The following is a 15563-nucleotide window of genomic DNA, read 5'->3' as shown; positions in this document are numbered from 1 at the left end:
CGATCCCCCAAGCGCCCCAACGCAACAGCCCTCCCCGGTAGCAGCGGCTTCAGCCGCGATAAATCACGCCTTGGGCTTGGGCAGGTCGTAGGGCAGGGCGATGGGCTCCACCCCCAGGGGCTGGTCGTCCAGGAACAGGTCGCCCTGGTGGTCCAGCCGTACCACCGCCAGCAGGGCGGCGGCGGGCTCGGCGGGGGCGGCGTCCACCACCTCGGCCACGGCGCGGCCCTGGTCGTTGCGCAGGCTCTGGCCCGGGGCCAGCTCCGGGCCCTGGTAATAAAACGCCGCCATGCGCTGCTTGAGCTTGCCTTTGAAGTGCATGCGCGCCACCACTTCCTGGCCGGTGTAGCAGCCCTTCTTGAAGCTGACACCGCCGAGCACGTCATAGTTGAGCACCTGGGGCAGAAACAGATCCTCGGCGCCGGGGCGGATCTGCCCCTGGCCGGCGAGGATATCCTGGTAGCGGGCGCCGGCCCCGTCGGTCACCGCCCGCTCCGCGCTCAGCGTCTGCCAGTGGGCGGCCAGCAGCGGGCCGTCGGCCACCAGCAGGGCGTGGTCGCTGTGGGCGTAACGCAACACGGCCACGCCGTCGCGGTGGGCCGCCTGACCGGGCTCCGGCACCGGCAGGCCCGCCGCCGCCAGGGTGGCGTCCACGCCGCCGGCCAGCTGCGCCACCCGCGCTTGCGGATCGATGCGGAAGGTGACCTTGGCGCGCAGCCGGTATTTTTCCAGGCTGCGGATGGTGGCCTCCGCTTGCCCGGCGGGTACCAGCAGCAGGTAACCGCTGTCCTGCCGGGCCAGGCGCAGGCTCACCAGCCCGCGCCCCTTCAGCGACAGGTGCATGGCGCTGCGGTGGGCGCCTTCATCCACGAATTTCAGGTCGGCGGTGAGCTGCCCCTGCAGATAAGCGCCGGCTTCCTCGCCCTCGGCGTGAATCACCGCCAGGTGCTCGCCGGTGGCCAGCGTCGGCGCCGGGCGGCCGCCGTGCACCGGCTGTTGCGCGTCGATCAGGGTTTGCCAGGCGTCCATACAGTTCCTAGTCAGTCCGGGAGGGTGGGAGTGCGACCCGTGATGATAGATAATCAAAGGCCCCTGTGTCAGTCGATCAGCGAAAGAGATTGCGCCTATGACTTCCTCCCCGGCTCCTGAAATCGCCGACCTGAAACGCCGCTACCAGTGGCAATGCCGCCGTGGCGCCTCCGAGGTGGAAGTGGTGTTGTACGCCTACCTGGAAGGCTTCTTCGATACCGACACCCCGGAACAGCGCGCCGCCTTCGGTCGCCTGCTGGAATGCCACGACGTGGACATGCTGGACTGGTTTACCGGCCATGGCCAACCGGAGGACCCGGAACTGCGTGAATTCGTGGCCGGGATGCTGCGCCGTGTGGCCGCGACATCTTGAGATAAGTCCGTCCCGCTATCCGGCCCGGCTGCGCCTGGCCGGGTTGCTGCTGGCCTGGTGGTCGCTGGCGGCCAGCGGCCTGCCGCTGAGCGTGGCGGTGCTGCCCGGTCTGCTGGCATTGAGCCTGGCGCGCCGCTGGCGGCCGGCCTCGCCGGCGCGGATCTCGGTGTCACCGGAGGGGCTGCGGATGCGGCTGCGCGACGGTCGCCGGGTGGCGGTGGCGGCGCCGTTCCGGGCCCTGCTGCCGGCCCGCTGGCTGGCGGTGCACTGCCCCCGGGTGGGGTGGGTGTGGGTGTTTCCCGATCAGATCGGCGCGGCGGCGGTGACGCCGCTGCGCCAGGTGCTGCTGCTTGGCCGCCGTTGATAAGCCCTTGTGCATGCGTGCCACCGCCCCAAGAGAACCCCTATGAGTACTGATTACGGATTCCGCTTCGACAACAGCTACGCCCGCCTGCCCGACACCCTGTTCGCCCGCACCGAACCGCAACCGGTGGCGGCGCCGCGCCTGCTGCTCTGGAACCGGCCCCTGGCCGACCAGCTGGGCCTGAACAGCGACGCCCTGGACGGCGACGCGGGCGCCCGCCTGTTCGCCGGCAACGCCGTGCCGGACGGCGCGGAACCCCTGGCCCAGGCCTACGCCGGCCACCAGTTCGGCAACCCGACCATGCTGGGCGACGGCCGCGCGGTGCTGCTCGGCGAGCAGATCACGCCGGATCACCGGCGCCGGGACATCCAGCTCAAGGGCGCCGGCCGCACCCCGTTTTCCCGGGGCGGTGACGGCCGCGCCGCCCTGGGGCCGATGCTGCGCGAATACATCATCAGCGAAGCCATGCACGCCCTGGGCATTCCCACCACCCGGGGCCTGGCGGTGGTGGCCAACGGCGAGCCGGTGTTCCGGGATGGCCCGGAGCCCGGCGCGGTGTTCACCCGGGTGGCGGACTCCCACCTGCGCGTGGGCACCTTCCAGTACGCCGCCGGCCGCCGCGACGGCGAGCTGCTCAGCACGCTGGTGGACTACACCCTGGCGCGCCACTACCCGGACCGCCGCGACGCGGACAACCCGGCCCTGGCGCTGCTGGAAGCGGTGCAGGACCGGCAGGTGGCCCTGGTTACCCACTGGATGCGGGTGGGCTTTATCCATGGCGTGATGAACACCGACAACGTGGCGCTGTCCGGCGAGACCATCGATTACGGCCCCTGCGCCTTCATGGACGCCTACCACCCGAGCACCGTGTTCAGCTCCATCGACCAGCGTGGCCGCTACGCCTATGGGAACCAGCCGGTGATCGCGCAATGGAACCTGGCGCGCTTCGCGGAAACCCTGGTGCCGCTGATCGACGACGACCCGGACCGGGCGGTGGCCACCGCCGAGGCCCTGATCAAGTCGTTCAGCGACCGCTATGACCGGGCCTGGCGGGCCATGATGCAGGATAAGCTGGGGCTGACCGGCGACCAGGACGGGGACGACGCCCTGATCCGCGATCTGCTCGATTGGATGCAACAGCAACGGGCGGACTACACCAACACCTTCCGGGCCCTGATCGGCGGCCAGATCCCCGACGGTGAGCTCTATCACCAGGACGCCTTCCTGGACTGGCACCAACGCTGGCGTGCCCGCCTGGCCACCAATCCCGAGCCCGAATCGGTGGCCTGGGACACCATGCGCCGCGCCAACCCGGCGCTGATACCCCGCAACCACCAGGTGGAAGCGGCCCTCAACGCCGCCATCGACCACGACGACCTGGCCCCCACCCGGGCCCTCCTGGACGCCCTGACCAACCCCTATGAGGACCGCCCGGACAACGACCCCTACACCCTTCCCCCCACCGAGGAGGAGCGCGTGCTGCGCACCTTCTGCGGCACCTGATCCAGGTCGCCATGGGGTAGGGTTTGTAGGAGCGGCTTCAGCCGCGATAACGACGGTGGTGGACGCATCACGGCTTGATCGCGGCTGAAGCCGCTCCTACAACAACCTCCAACCCAAAAGGGCGCGGACGGCTCCCTCGGAGCTTCCGTGTGGGGCGCCACCGGGCCGGACCGTTGGAGGCAGGGATGCCGGAAACGAGCTACAGGGATGTACTTGCCGCGTGTCCGGCCCGGTGGCGCCCCACACGGAAGCGGCCCTGATGGAGGAGCCGCCCCTCAAGGCTCCAGAATGGTATCGCTGCCCACCTCGGAAGCGCCCGGGAACTCGCGCATGAAATGCAGCCCCCGGCTCTCCCGCCGCTGCAGCGCCGAGCGGATAATCAAATCGGCGATCACCACCAGGTTGCGCAGTTCCAGCAGGTCGTTGCTGATGTGGTAATTGCTGTAGTACTCGGCGATCTCGCTTTTCAGCAACTCCACCCGATGCTGGGCCCGCTCCAGCCGTTTCACGGTGCGCACGATGCCCACGTAATCCCACATAAAGCGCCGCAGCTCGTCCCAGTTGTGGCTGATCACCACGTCCTCGTCGGAATCGGTGACCTGGGAATCGTCCCACTCCGCCGCCTCCCGGGGCTGCGGCCATTCCGCCAGGTGCGCGCCGATGTCGTCGGCCACCGCCTGCCCGTAGACGAAACACTCCAGCAGGGAATTGCTGGCCATGCGGTTGGCCCCGTGCAGGCCGGTGAAACTGGTCTCCCCCAGGGCATAGAGCCCGGGCACATCGGTGCGGCCGTGCCGGTCGATGACCACGCCACCACAGGTGTAGTGCGCCGCCGGCACCACCGGGATCGGGTCGCGGGTGATGTCCAGGCCCAGCTGCAGGCATTTGGCGTAGACCGTGGGGAAGTGCTCGATGATGAAATCCGCCGGCTTGTGGCTGATGTCCAGATACAGGCAATCGGCGCCCAGGCGCTTCATTTCATGGTCGATGGCGCGGGCCACCACATCCCGGGGCGCCAGCTCGGCGCGCTCGTCGAAGCGCGGCATGAAGCGCTCGCCGTTGGGCAGCAGCAGGCGGCCGCCCTCGCCACGGATCGCCTCGGTGATCAGAAAGCTCTTGGCCTTGGGGTGGTACAGGCAGGTGGGGTGAAACTGCATGAACTCCATGTTGCCCACCCGGCACCCGGCCCGCCAGGCCATGGCGATGCCGTCGCCGGTGGCCACGTCCGGGTTGGAGGTGTACAGGTAGACCTTGGAGGCGCCACCGGTGGCCAGCACCACCGAGCGGGCCAGGATCACGTCGGTCTCGCCGGTCTGGATGTTGTGCACATAGGCGCCGCAGCAGCGTTTTTCCGGGCCGTTCGGGCCATCGTGCCGCTGCAGAATCAGGTCCACCGCCACCCGGTGCTCCAACAGATGCACATTGTCGCGCTCGGTGACCCGTTCGATCAGGGTGCTGGAAATGGCCACCCCGGTGGCATCGGCGGCGTGAATAATGCGCCGGTGGCTGTGGCCGCCCTCGCGGGTCAGATGGTAGGGCAGGGGATTGTCTTCGTTGCTCTCCCTGCCGCCCAGGCGGGTGAAGTCCACGCCCTGGTCGATCAGCCAGCGGATCGCCGCCGGCCCGTTCTCCACGGTGTAGCGCACCGCGTCGTCATGGCACAGGCCGCCGCCGGCCCGGTGCGTGTCCTGCACGTGGCTTTCCAGGGAGTCGTCGTCGTCAAGCACCGCCGCCACGCCGCCCTGGGCGTAGTAAGTGCTCGCATGGGTGAGCTTGCCCTTGGACAGCAGCGCGGCCTGGACCCCTTCGGGCAGGCGCAGTGCAACGGTCAGTCCGGCGGCGCCGGAGCCGATGATCAGCACGTCGTAACGGTAAGTGGCCATGGATCCTCGCAGCCCGGGTAAATGTTGAACCAATGTGAAAACCGCCGCGGACGGGGGCGCTAGTATAGCGGCCTGCGGAACACCTGTTACAATACCGCGCTTTACCCGCCGCCACGGGATAATTACGTCCTCCAGGGAGCCAGCACCCGGTGTCTTCAGACGAACAACTGGTCAAGAAAGCCAAGGCCGGCGATCAGCGTGCCTTCGAAGTGCTTGTGGTCAAGTACCAGCAACGCATCTTCGCGCTTATCAGCCGCTATGTGCGCGACCACGACGAGGTGCAGGATGTGGCCCAGGAGGCCTTCATCAAGGCCTGGCGGGCGTTACCCCGCTTCCGTGGCGACAGCGCCTTCTATACCTGGCTGTATCGCATCGCCGTCAACACCGCCAAGAACCATCTGGTGGCCCTTTCCCGCCGTCCGCCGGGCTCCGACCTGGATGCCGCCGAGGCTGAACAGTACAGCGGCGCGGAAATGCTGCACGAAATTGGAACCCCGGAGTCCCATGTGTTGTCCGAGGAACTGGAGGCAGTGATTCACAAGGCGATCGATGACCTGCCCCAGGAGCTGAAAACCGCGGTCACCCTGCGTGAATTCGAGGGGCTCAGCTACGAGGATATCGCGGCGGTCATGGAATGCCCGGTGGGAACCGTTCGTTCCCGTATCTTCCGGGCCCGCGAAGCCATCGATGAAGCGGTGCGCCCCTTGCTGGGGTCGCAGCGCGGAGACAAAGGGTGAGGCTATGAGCAGGAATTACGAGGCGCTTTCCGCTTTCCTGGACGGTGAAACCACCGAATTCGAAACCCGTCGTGTGCTGCGCGACCTGGACCGGGACGATCTGGAGACCCTGGGCCGCTGGCAGAGCGTCAGTGACGTGCTGCACGGCCACGCCGCCATGGCGGCGCCCACGGACTTCAATGCGCGGCTGTCCGAGGCCCTGGCCGCGGAAGCCAAACCCGGCCGCCGCGCCGGCGTGGTGCACGGCTTCGCCCGGGTGGCGGTGGCCGCCTCGGTGGCCGCCGTCACCGTGATCGGCTGGCAGTACTGGAGCGGCGCCGCGGACACCGGCAATGCCGTGCCGGCGGTGGCCATGACCGGTGCCGCCAATGACGGCGTGGCCACCCAGGCGTCGCTGAGCGCGCCGGCCGCCACCCAAAGAATGACCCGTCCGTTCGGCGAGACCTCGCTGGTGGCGCAAAGCGCCCTGCGATCCGCCGAGCCCCGTACCGTGGCCAGCGATCAGCAACCGCGTGTTAACGCCATGCTGCTGCGCCACAGTGAATTCACCGCCCGCCACAGTGGCCAGGGCATGATGCCCTATGCCCGATTGGTCAGCATGGACGCCCGTAACGGAGCGCGCTAACGCATGATGCGGATCCTCGCCCTGGGGCTGACACTGACCGCCGCCCCCCTAGCGATCGCCGATACTCTTCCCGCCCAGAGCCTCCTGGAACGCATGACCGAAGCGACCCAGGAGCTCGATTACCAGGGCCGCTTCCTCTACCAGCTGGGTGGGGAAGTGAGCACCATGGAAATTCGTCACGCCGTGATCGACGGCGAGCAATACCAGCGCTTCACCCACCTGGACGGTCGTCTGGTGGAGGTGTTGCGCCTCGGTGACGAGTTGGTGTGCCTGCACCCCAACGGCACCCTGACCCGCATCGATGACCAGGATCAGGGCCTGCTGTCGTTCCGGCAGCGGCTTTCCTCACAGATTCCCGACCAGTACAACGTGCTGGTGGACGGCGATGGCCGGGTGGCCGGTCGCGCCACCACGCGCATGCGCGTGGCGCCGCTGGACAACCACCGCTATGGCTATCGCCTGTGGCTGGATAACGAGAGCCATCTGCTGCTCAAGTCGGAGATGGTGGACCCCGGTGGCCTGGCCCTGGAACGGGTGGAATTCGTCACCCTGGACCTGAGCCCGGGCCTGGGCCGGGGCGATTTCGAACTGCCCAAGGTGATCGCCGAGCGGGCCCTGGAGCCGGTGCCCGGCAACCACGGCGACCGCGTGCACGTGAACGCCGGCTGGTTGCCCGGCGGTTTCCGCGCCGCCGACAGCGACTGGCGCCGGGTTACCGCCGAGCGTCAGCCGGTGGCCGCCCAGAGTTACAGCGACGGCCTGGCCACCTTCACGGTGTTCGTGGAGGGGCTGGACTCCGGCAGCGTGGAGGAAGGCGTCAGCCGCATCGGGCCGACGGTGGCGATCAGCCGCACCGTGGGCGCCTCCGGACGCAATTATTTGCTCACTCTGGTGGGCGAGATTCCCCAGCCCACCGCCGAACGCATCATGCAGGGCCTCGACCTGGAGGTGGCCGAACGGCCATGATCCGGGTATCGCGGGGTATTCACCATCGGTCGCCGGCCGCTCGCCCAGGCGGCGCCGGCCGGCGTTGCTCGAAAAACGCCAGAAGGGAGCCTTCCAATGGGGACCATAAACAAATATCTGTTGCCGTTATTGCTGGCCGGCCTGATCGCCGGCTGCGGCCAGAATCAGGATAACCAGAACGCCGCGGACGGCGAGCAGGGCGCGCCCAAGGCGTCGCTGTCCGATTCCGCCCGCCAGGGCGATGACCGGGGCGGCGAGAAGCTGGTTACCGGCCTGCCTGATTTCACCGCTCTGGTGGAGAAGGAAGCACCGGCGGTGGTCAACATCTCCACCGTGACCCACCGGGAAGCGGGCAAGGGCCCGGACACCAGCCAGCTGCCGGAGATGCTGCGCCGCTTCTTCGACGAGTTCGGTGGCCCCGGCGGCCCCGGTGGCCCCGGCCCGCAGGGGCCCGGCGGTCGCCAGGACGTGGAATCCCTGGGCTCCGGCTTCATCATTTCCAGCGACGGTTATGTGCTGACCAATTATCACGTGGTCGGCGAGGCGGACGAGATCGTGGTGCGCCTGCAGGACCGCCGTGAACTGGACGCCAAGCTGGTCGGTTCCGACCCGCAGAGCGACCTGGCCCTGATCAAGGTGGATGCCGCCGACCTGCCGGTGGTGGACATCGGCTCGTCCGACGACCTCAAGGTCGGTGAGTGGGTACTGGCCATCGGCGCCCCGTTCGGCTTCGACAGCTCGGTGACCGCCGGCATCGTCAGCGCCAAGGGCCGCAGCCTGCCCAGCGATAACTATGTGCCCTTTATTCAGACCGACGTGGCGATCAACCCGGGTAACAGCGGTGGCCCGCTGTTCAACCTGAAAGGCCAGGTGGTCGGCATCAACTCCCAGATCGTCAGCCGCTCCGGTGGCTACATGGGCCTGAGCTTCGCCATCCCCATCGACCTGGCCATGGACGTGGCCGACCAGCTCAAGGACAGCGGCCAGGTGAGTCGGGGCTGGCTGGGCGTGCTGATCCAGGAAGTGGACCGGGATCTGGCCGAGTCCTTCGGCCTGGCCAAGCCCATGGGCGCCCTGGTGGCCCAGGTGCAGCCGGGCTCCCCGGCGGCGGAAGCGGGCCTGCAGCCCGGCGATGTGATCACTCACTTCGACGGCCACGAAATCCAGCGGTCCGCCCAGCTGCCCAAGTGGGTGGGGGCGCTCAAGGCCGGCACCGAGGCGGAAATGACCGTGGTGCGCAACGGCGACGAGAAAACCCTGGACGTGACCGTGGGTGAGCTGCCCAGTAATCCGCAGCAGGCCATGAACCAGGGTGGCGAGCAGGCCGGCCCGGGCGCCGACCGGCTCGGTCTGAGCGTGCGCGAGGCCAGCCCCGCGGAGCTGTCCCGGGTGGAAGCCGGCAGCGGCGTGATCGTCACCGGCGTGAAGCCGGGCCCGGCGGCCACCGCCGGCCTGCGCCAGGGTGACCTGCTGGTGAGCCTCAACGGCGAGGACGTGAAAAGCCCGGATGACTACCGCCGTATCATCGGTGAACTGCCGGAAAAAGGCTCGGTACCGGCGCTGATCAACCGGGGCGGCAATGCCCGCTTCCTGGCGCTGAAACTCGGCGACTGATCCCGCCAAAGGCCGTGGGAGCGGCCGGGCGGGGGTTCTGGTTCAGCCGCGATCAACCTGACGCGCGATAAGCCGTTGGTGGGGATCGCGGCTGAAGCCGCTCCTACAGGGGGCCTGCAAGCGGGCTCCGAGGCCGGGGGATTATCCCCGGCGGCCCTAATCCGATAGAATCGCCCACCATTGTGTCCATCTTCATGTTTCCACCATTTGGCGGGTATCTGTGACCGACATTACGCACATTCGCAACTTCTCCATTATTGCTCATATCGATCACGGCAAATCCACCCTGGCGGACCGGTTTATCCAGGTCTGCGGCGGTCTGTCCGACCGCGAGCTCAAGGAGCAGGTGCTGGATTCCATGGACCTGGAGCGTGAGCGCGGCATCACCATCAAGGCGCAGAGCGTGACTCTGTACCACACCGCGCGCAACGGAGAGACCTACCAGCTCAACTTCATCGACACGCCGGGCCACGTGGACTTTTCCTACGAGGTGTCCCGTTCCCTGTCCGCCTGTGAGGGCGCTCTGCTGGTGGTGGATGCCGCCCAGGGCGTGGAGGCCCAGTCGGTGGCCAACTGCTACACCGCCATCGAACAGGACCTGGAAGTGCTGCCGGTGCTCAACAAGGTGGACCTGCCCCAGGCGGAGCCGGACCGGGTGGCCGAGGAGATCGAGGAGATCATCGGCCTGGACGCCCTGGACGCCTGCCATGTGTCCGCCAAGACCGGGGTCGGCGTGCCCGACCTGCTGGAACAGCTGATCGAGCGCATCCCGCCGCCCCAGGGCGACCGGGAGAGCCGCCTGCAGGCGCTGATCATCGACTCCTGGTTCGACAACTACATGGGCGTGATCTCGCTGGTGCGGATTCGCTATGGCCGCCTCAAGAAGGGCGACAAGATCCACGTCAAATCCACCGGCCAGAACCATGTGGTGGACAGCCTCGGCATCTTCACCCCCAAGCGCAAGGAAACCAATGTGCTGGAGGCCGGCGAGGTGGGCTGGGTCAGTGCCACCATCAAGGACATCAAGGGCGCCCCGGTGGGCGATACCCTGACCCACGCCAACACCCCGGACGTGGAAATGCTGCCCGGCTTCAAGAAGGTGAAGCCGCAGGTGTACGCCGGCATGTTCCCGGTCAACGCGGACGACTACGAGGATTTCCGCGACGCCCTGGGCAAGCTGGCGCTCAACGACGCCTCCCTGTTCTATGAGCCGGAAAACTCCGACGCCCTGGGCTTCGGCTTCCGGGTCGGCTTCCTGGGCATGCTGCACATGGAAATCATCCATGAGCGCCTGGAGCGGGAATACGACCTGGACCTGATCACCACCGCCCCCACGGTGGTCTATGAGCTGCTGCTCAGCGACGGTGAAACGGTCTACGTGGACAACCCCTCGGAGCTGCCGGAAGGCAACAAGATCGAGGAGTTCCGCGAGCCCATCGCCCGCGTCAATATCCTCACCCCCCAGGAATACGTGGGCAACGTGATCACCCTGTGCACCGAGCGGCGCGGCGAGCAGCTCAACCTGCAGTATCTGGGCAAGCAGATCTCGCTGACCTACGACATTCCCATGGCCGAGGTGGTGCTGGACTTCTTCGACCGGCTGAAATCCGCCAGCCGTGGCTATGCGTCCCTGGAATACGCCTTCGAGCGCTTCCAGCCGGCCAAGCTGGTGAAGGTGGACGTGCTGATCAACGGCGACAAGGTGGATGCCCTGGCGATGATCTGTCACCTGGACCACTCCGCCCACCGTGGCCGGGTGCTCACCGAGAAGATGAAGGAACTGGTGCCCCGGCAGATGTTCGATGTGGCGATCCAGGCGGCCATCGGCAGCAAGATCATCGCCCGCCAGACGGTCAAGGCACTGCGCAAGAACGTGACCGCCAAATGCTATGGCGGTGACGTGTCGCGTAAGAAAAAACTGCTGCAGAAGCAAAAAGAAGGTAAGAAACGCATGAAGCAGGTGGGTAATGTGGAAATTCCCCAGGCCGCCTTCCTGGCCGTGCTCAAGGTGGATGACTAAATGGATATTGATGTGGGTTTCTGGCTGACTCTGGCGCTGCTGATCACCGTGGTGATCTGGCTGGCGGACCGTTTCCTCAAGCTGCGTCAGCGCAAGGGGATGCTCGGCACCACCGTGGAGACCTCCAACTCGCTGATTTCGGTGTTGCTGATCGTGCTGGTGATCCGCTCTTTCATTGTCGAGCCGTTCACCATTCCATCCGGTTCCATGTTGCCGACCCTGCAGGTTCATGATTTTATTCTGGTGAACAAGTTTTCCTACGGCCTGCGCCTGCCGGTGACCAACACCAAGATCATCCCGCTGGGTGAGCCGGAACGCGGTGACGTGATGGTGTTCAAGTTCCCGGAGGACACCAGCCAGAACTTCATCAAGCGCGTGGTGGGGCTGCCCGGTGACCGGGTGGCGGTGCGCGATAACGTGGTCTACATCAACGGCGAAGCGGTGGAACGCAAGCTGGTGGAGCAGGGCCGCAACGCCCGCATGTGGCGCCGCGAGTACATTGAACACCTGGGTGAAGCGAAGCATCTGATCTGGCAGGAAGGCGTGCTCAGCCCCTACGACGGCGAGCCGCGCATTCCCCAGGGCGGTACCCAGGGCGAATGGCAGGTGCCCGAGGGCAGCTATTTCGTAATGGGGGACAACCGGGACAACAGCAACGACAGCCGGTTCTGGGGCGTGGTCCCGGAGCGGCTGATCGTGGGCGAGGCGTTCATGATCTGGATGCACTGGGACCCGATCTTCTCGCTGCCCAGCTTCTCCCGCAACGGGTCAATCGACAAAGTCGAGAACGACTGAATCAAGGTGGAGACGGACCAACAATGATAACCCGAACCCGTCAAAGGGGGCTTTCCCTGCTCGGCTGGGTGGTCGTGCTGATCGTGCTGGCGGTGTTTGGCACCGCCGCCTTCCGCATGGTGCCCGCCTACATGGAATACAACACCATCCGCAGCACCATCAATTCGGTGCTCGAAGACAGCAAGACCGCACGGATGTCCGAACATGAAGTACGTTCGGCGCTGTCCAAACGTTTCACCATCAATCAGGTGGACGTGATCGGCGTCAACGATCTGGCGATCAGCAAGAACGGTGGTGATCTCGCCGTGGGGGTCGATTACGAAGTGCGCCGGCCGTTGTTCTACAACGTGTCCCTGGTCATGCATTTCGAGGACACCTTCAGCAAGAATATTGGTCGCTGATGGACGATCTGGATCGCCTTGCCCGGCGCCTGGGCTACCGTTTCCAGGACCCGGATCTGTTCGAGCTGGCCTTGAGCCACCGCAGCGTCAGCCGCCGCCGCAACAACGAGCGGCTGGAATTCCTCGGTGATGCCCTGCTCAGCCAGTTTATTTCCACGGAACTGTTTCAGCGCTTTCCGGAAGCCGCCGAAGGGCAGCTGACCCGCATGCGCGCTTTTCTGGTACGCGGCCAGACCCTGGCGGAAGTGGCCCGGGAACTGGGTGTGGGTGAATACCTGATCCTGGGCGGCGGTGAGCTGAAAAGCGGTGGCAACCGCCGCGACTCGATCCTCGCCGACGCCCTGGAAGCCCTGATCGGGGCCATTGTCATCGACGGCGGTGAGGAAACCTGCCGGCAGGTGGTGCTGGCCTGGTTCGCCGAGCGCATGGAACAGATATCGCCCCAGTCCGTGCGCAAGGACGCCAAAACCCGCTTGCAGGAATGGCTGCAGGCGCGCAAGCATGAACTACCCGCCTATGAGGTACTGTCGGTGACCGGCCAGGCGCCGCGCCAGACCTTCGAGGTGGAATGCACGCTGCCCGACCTGGAGCAGCGCTTCGTGGCCGCCGGCGCCAGCCGCCGGCGCGCCGAGCAGCAGGCGGCGGAACAGGCACTGACCTGGCTGGAGCAATCCTCATGAGCAGTACCCGTTGCGGCCTGGTGGCCATCGTCGGACGCCCCAACGTGGGCAAGTCCACCCTGATGAACCACCTGATCGGCCAGAAGGTGAGCATCACCTCGCGCAAGCCGCAGACCACCCGGCATCGTATTCACGGCATTCTCAGCCGGGACGACTATCAGATCGTGTTCGCCGACACCCCGGGCATCCATACCGGTGAGGGCAAGGCCCTTAACCGGGCCATGAACGAGGCGGCCATGTCGGCGCTTAGCGGCGTGGATGTGATCTGCTTCATGGTCGATGGCATGAAATGGACCGAGGGCGACGAGCACGTACTCGGCCTGCTGCAACGCGCCGGGGACACGCCGGTGCTGCTGCTGGTCAATAAGGTGGACAGCCTGGAAGACAAGAACGTGCTGCTGCCGCACCTGCAGACCCTGGCCAGCCGTTTCAGCTTCGCCGAGGTGATCCCGGTGTCGGCGCTGCGCGGTCATAATCTGGAAGCCCTGGAACAGGCCCTGGCCTCGCGCCTGCCGGAAGGGGATTTCTGGTTCGAGGAAGATCAGCTCACCGACCGCAGCCTGCGGTTCATGGTCGCCGAGATCATCCGTGAAAAAGTGGTGCGCCAGCTGGGTCAGGAAGTGCCCCACCAGATGACCGTGGAAATCGACCTCTGGGAAGACGGCCCCAAGGTCACCGACATCGCCGCCACCATCCTGGTGGAGCGGCGCGGCCAGAAGAAAATCCTGATCGGCGATCAGGGCGCCCGCATCAAGCAGATTGGCACCCAGGCCCGCCAGGACATCGAACGTCTGATCGAACGCAAGGTGATGCTCAACCTGTGGGTGAAGATCAAGGCCGGCTGGTCCGACGACGAGCGCGCCCTGCGCTCGCTGGGCTATGACCGCAACCAATGATCTGGCGCCGGCCTGGCTGCTGCACCGGCGCCCGTTCCGCAATACCAGCCTGATTGTCGATCTGTTCGTCCCCGAGCGGGGGCGGCTCGGCGCGGTGGCCCGGGGAGGGCGCCGCAACCCGGCCCTGGCGCCGTTCGTGCCGCTGTGGGTCAGCCTGAAAGCCGGCGGCGAACTGTTCACCCTGCGTCACAGCGAGCCCCGGGGCGCCGCGCTGCCCCTGGCCGGCCGTGCCCTGTTCTGCGGTTTCTATGTCAATGAACTGGTGATGCGGTTGCTGCACCGGGACGACGCCCACCCGGATCTGTGGCCGATCTACGAACGCACCCTGGGCCAGCTGGCCGGCGACGCGCCCCTGGATGTGAGCCTGCGGCGCTTCGAACTGATGCTGCTGGAAGAGGTGGGCTACGGCCTGACCCTGGACCAGGACGCGGAGGGCCGCCCGCTGGAGGCGGGCCTCACCTATCGCTGGGTACCGGAGCAGGGCTTTCTGGTGGCCGCCGGGGGTTATCCCGGTGAGTGGCTGGTGGCGCTGGGCGAGGACCGCTGGAACGGCGACGTGCGCCGCATGGCCAAGGCGCTGCTGCGCGAGGCCCTGGCCCCGCACCTGGGCGACCGGCCGCTGCGCAGCCGGGAGTTGTTCCGCTAGGTCCAATCGCGGCTGAAGCCGCTCCTACAACACACGTAGAAGCGGCTTCAGCCGCGATCCCGCACCGCCTCATCGATCAGCACGCGCATGGCGCGTACCGCCTCATCCAACCCGGTGATCACCGCCCGCGCCACGATGCCGTGGCCGATGTTCAGTTCGTTCATGCCCGGCAAAACGGCGATCTCGCGGGTGTTGTGGTAGTGCAGGCCGTGGCCGGCGTTGACGATCAGGCCGGCGTCCCGGGCCAGGGCCACCCCGTCGCGGATGCGCCCCAGCTCCCGTTGGGCGGTGTCGCTGTCGGTGGCATCGGCATAGTGGCCGGTGTGGATCTCGATGGCCGGCGCGCCGCAGCGTACCGCCGCCTCGATCTGCGCCGGGTCGGCGTCGATAAACAGGGACACCTGGATGCCGGCCTCGCCCAGTTGCCCGGTGCAGCGCTTGATCCATTCCTCATTGCCGACCACATCCAGACCGCCCTCGGTGGTCAGCTCCTCCCGTTTTTCCGGCACCAGGCAGCTGTGCGCCGGACGGATGCGCCGGGCGATGCCGACCATTTCCTCGGTGGCGGCCATTTCCAGGTTCATGCGCGTCTGCAGCGTCTGCGCCAGCAATTCCACGTCCCGGTCCTGGATGTGCCGCCGGTCCTCGCGCAGATGCACGGTGATGCCGTCGGCGCCGGCCTGCTCCGCCACCAGCGCCGCCTGCACCGGCTCCGGATAACGGGTGCCGCGCGCCTGGCGGAGGGTGGCGATGTGGTCGATGTTAACGCCGAGCAGAACGGGCATGGGGGGCTCCGGGGGTGGGTGGGTAACGGGGGGGTATGGTAGCAGAGGATGTGGGGGTTGGATTAGGGGAGGGGGGATAGAGCAGTTGAAAGTTGAAAGTTAAAAGTTGAAACGCGGGCCGGGCCCCTGGGGGCGGAACGGTCGTGCCCGCGTTCAACGGGCATCGACGCCGCACGGAGGCCTTTCGGCCGCAGGCCGAGGGAAGGCCTATCGGGCGGGACCTTTTAACTTTTAACTTTTAACTTT

Annotated in this window: 16 protein-coding genes; 13 read left to right on the top strand and 3 right to left on the bottom strand. The window is 66.5% G+C overall.

The annotated features are described in order from the left end of the window. Positions 1-63: 63 nt before the first annotated feature. The gene (gene ygfZ / locus FGS76_RS09670; protein WP_138772432.1) at positions 64-1029 is read right to left on the bottom strand and encodes a CAF17-like 4Fe-4S cluster assembly/insertion protein YgfZ; all 966 of its coding nucleotides are present in this window, start codon (positions 1027-1029) and stop codon (positions 64-66) included. 97 nt (positions 1030-1126) lie between these two features. On the opposite strand from ygfZ, the gene FGS76_RS09665 reads away from it, so the two are divergent. Genes FGS76_RS09665 through FGS76_RS09655 form a run of 3 tightly spaced genes read left to right on the top strand, consistent with a single transcriptional unit; the run spans position 1127 to position 3269 of the window. After that, the gene (locus FGS76_RS09665; protein ID WP_138772431.1) at positions 1127-1402 is read left to right on the top strand and encodes an FAD assembly factor SdhE; all 276 of its coding nucleotides are present in this window, start codon (positions 1127-1129) and stop codon (positions 1400-1402) included. Next, a complete protein-coding gene (locus FGS76_RS09660; protein ID WP_138772430.1) occupies positions 1383-1766 on the top strand; it encodes a hypothetical protein in 384 nt (127 codons plus the stop codon). The genes FGS76_RS09665 and FGS76_RS09660 overlap by 20 nt, the downstream gene beginning before the upstream one ends. Positions 1767-1808: 42 nt before the next feature. Next, positions 1809-3269: a protein adenylyltransferase SelO gene (locus tag FGS76_RS09655; protein WP_138772429.1), complete on the top strand. Its 1461-nt coding sequence runs from the start codon at positions 1809-1811 to the stop codon at positions 3267-3269. Positions 3270-3544: 275 nt separating this feature from the next. Here FGS76_RS09655 and nadB read toward each other — a convergent pair whose 3' ends face one another. Beyond that, positions 3545-5152, bottom strand: coding sequence for an L-aspartate oxidase (nadB, locus tag FGS76_RS09650; RefSeq protein ID WP_138772428.1), 1608 nt, complete (start codon positions 5150-5152; stop codon positions 3545-3547). A gap of 149 nt (positions 5153-5301) precedes the next feature. Here nadB and rpoE point away from each other — a divergent pair, with 149 nt between their 5' ends. The 10 genes from rpoE (at position 5302) to recO (ending at position 14532) form a co-directional block, all read left to right on the top strand. Continuing rightward, positions 5302-5889, top strand: coding sequence for an RNA polymerase sigma factor RpoE (gene rpoE, locus FGS76_RS09645; RefSeq protein ID WP_138772427.1), 588 nt, complete (start codon positions 5302-5304; stop codon positions 5887-5889). Between the two features lie 4 nt (positions 5890-5893). Beyond that, on the top strand, positions 5894-6514 hold the full coding sequence (locus tag FGS76_RS09640; protein WP_138772426.1) for a sigma-E factor negative regulatory protein: 621 nt from the start codon (positions 5894-5896) through the stop codon (positions 6512-6514). Positions 6515-6517: 3 nt separating this feature from the next. Beyond that, positions 6518-7480 carry a MucB/RseB C-terminal domain-containing protein gene (locus FGS76_RS09635; protein WP_138772425.1) on the top strand — a complete coding sequence of 321 codons (963 nt, stop codon included), beginning with the start codon at positions 6518-6520 and terminating at the stop codon, positions 7478-7480. A 96-nt stretch (positions 7481-7576) separates the two neighbouring features. Further along, entirely contained in the window at positions 7577-9094 is a 1518-nt protein-coding gene (locus tag FGS76_RS09630) for a DegQ family serine endoprotease (RefSeq protein ID WP_138772424.1), read from the top strand. A 220-nt stretch (positions 9095-9314) separates the two neighbouring features. After that, the gene (lepA, locus tag FGS76_RS09625) at positions 9315-11114 is read left to right on the top strand and encodes a translation elongation factor 4 (protein ID WP_138772423.1); all 1800 of its coding nucleotides are present in this window, start codon (positions 9315-9317) and stop codon (positions 11112-11114) included. Continuing rightward, positions 11115-11909, top strand: a complete 795-nt coding sequence (gene lepB / locus FGS76_RS09620; RefSeq protein ID WP_138772422.1) for a signal peptidase I — start codon at positions 11115-11117, stop codon at positions 11907-11909. A gap of 23 nt (positions 11910-11932) precedes the next feature. Beyond that, positions 11933-12310: a DUF4845 domain-containing protein gene (locus tag FGS76_RS09615; RefSeq protein WP_138772421.1), complete on the top strand. Its 378-nt coding sequence runs from the start codon at positions 11933-11935 to the stop codon at positions 12308-12310. After that, positions 12307-12990, top strand: a complete 684-nt coding sequence (gene rnc / locus FGS76_RS09610) for a ribonuclease III (RefSeq protein WP_138772420.1) — start codon at positions 12307-12309, stop codon at positions 12988-12990. The genes FGS76_RS09615 and rnc overlap by 4 nt, the downstream gene beginning before the upstream one ends. Beyond that, a complete protein-coding gene (gene era / locus FGS76_RS09605; RefSeq protein WP_138772419.1) occupies positions 12987-13886 on the top strand; it encodes a GTPase Era in 900 nt (299 codons plus the stop codon). The genes rnc and era overlap by 4 nt, the downstream gene beginning before the upstream one ends. Continuing rightward, the gene (recO, locus tag FGS76_RS09600) at positions 13870-14532 is read left to right on the top strand and encodes a DNA repair protein RecO (protein WP_138772418.1); all 663 of its coding nucleotides are present in this window, start codon (positions 13870-13872) and stop codon (positions 14530-14532) included. The genes era and recO overlap by 17 nt, the downstream gene beginning before the upstream one ends. 47 nt (positions 14533-14579) lie before the next feature. On the opposite strand, the gene pdxJ is transcribed toward recO, so the two are convergent. Beyond that, positions 14580-15317 carry a pyridoxine 5'-phosphate synthase gene (pdxJ, locus tag FGS76_RS09595; RefSeq protein WP_138772417.1) on the bottom strand — a complete coding sequence of 246 codons (738 nt, stop codon included), beginning with the start codon at positions 15315-15317 and terminating at the stop codon, positions 14580-14582. Positions 15318-15563: the final 246 nt, after the last annotated feature.

Origin of the sequence: Alloalcanivorax gelatiniphagus (assembly GCF_005938655.1) — a bacterium.
Taxonomy (GTDB): domain Bacteria; phylum Pseudomonadota; class Gammaproteobacteria; order Pseudomonadales; family Alcanivoracaceae; genus Alloalcanivorax; species Alloalcanivorax gelatiniphagus.
The sequence above is the reverse complement of the archived record's forward strand: the minus strand, read 5'-3'. Positions and strand labels throughout refer to the sequence as shown.

Bases quoted from the DNA above. Each gene is read 5' to 3' on its own strand.
- nadB (WP_138772428.1), bottom strand. From the start codon at position 5,152: ATGGCCACTTACCGTTACGACGTGCTGATCATCGGCTCCGGCGCCGCC.
- era (WP_138772419.1), top strand. From the start codon at position 12,987: ATGAGCAGTACCCGTTGCGGCCTGGTGGCCATCGTCGGACGCCCCAAC.
- FGS76_RS09665 (WP_138772431.1), top strand. From the start codon at position 1,127: ATGACTTCCTCCCCGGCTCCTGAAATCGCCGACCTGAAACGCCGCTAC.
- lepB (WP_138772422.1), top strand. From the start codon at position 11,115: ATGGATATTGATGTGGGTTTCTGGCTGACTCTGGCGCTGCTGATCACC.
- FGS76_RS09635 (WP_138772425.1), top strand. From the start codon at position 6,518: ATGATGCGGATCCTCGCCCTGGGGCTGACACTGACCGCCGCCCCCCTA.
- ygfZ (WP_138772432.1), bottom strand. From the start codon at position 1,029: ATGGACGCCTGGCAAACCCTGATCGACGCGCAACAGCCGGTGCACGGC.
- FGS76_RS09615 (WP_138772421.1), top strand. From the start codon at position 11,933: ATGATAACCCGAACCCGTCAAAGGGGGCTTTCCCTGCTCGGCTGGGTG.
- FGS76_RS09630 (WP_138772424.1), top strand. From the start codon at position 7,577: ATGGGGACCATAAACAAATATCTGTTGCCGTTATTGCTGGCCGGCCTG.
- pdxJ (WP_138772417.1), bottom strand. From the start codon at position 15,317: ATGCCCGTTCTGCTCGGCGTTAACATCGACCACATCGCCACCCTCCGC.
- FGS76_RS09655 (WP_138772429.1), top strand. From the start codon at position 1,809: ATGAGTACTGATTACGGATTCCGCTTCGACAACAGCTACGCCCGCCTG.
- FGS76_RS09640 (WP_138772426.1), top strand. From the start codon at position 5,894: ATGAGCAGGAATTACGAGGCGCTTTCCGCTTTCCTGGACGGTGAAACC.
- recO (WP_138772418.1), top strand. From the start codon at position 13,870: ATGACCGCAACCAATGATCTGGCGCCGGCCTGGCTGCTGCACCGGCGC.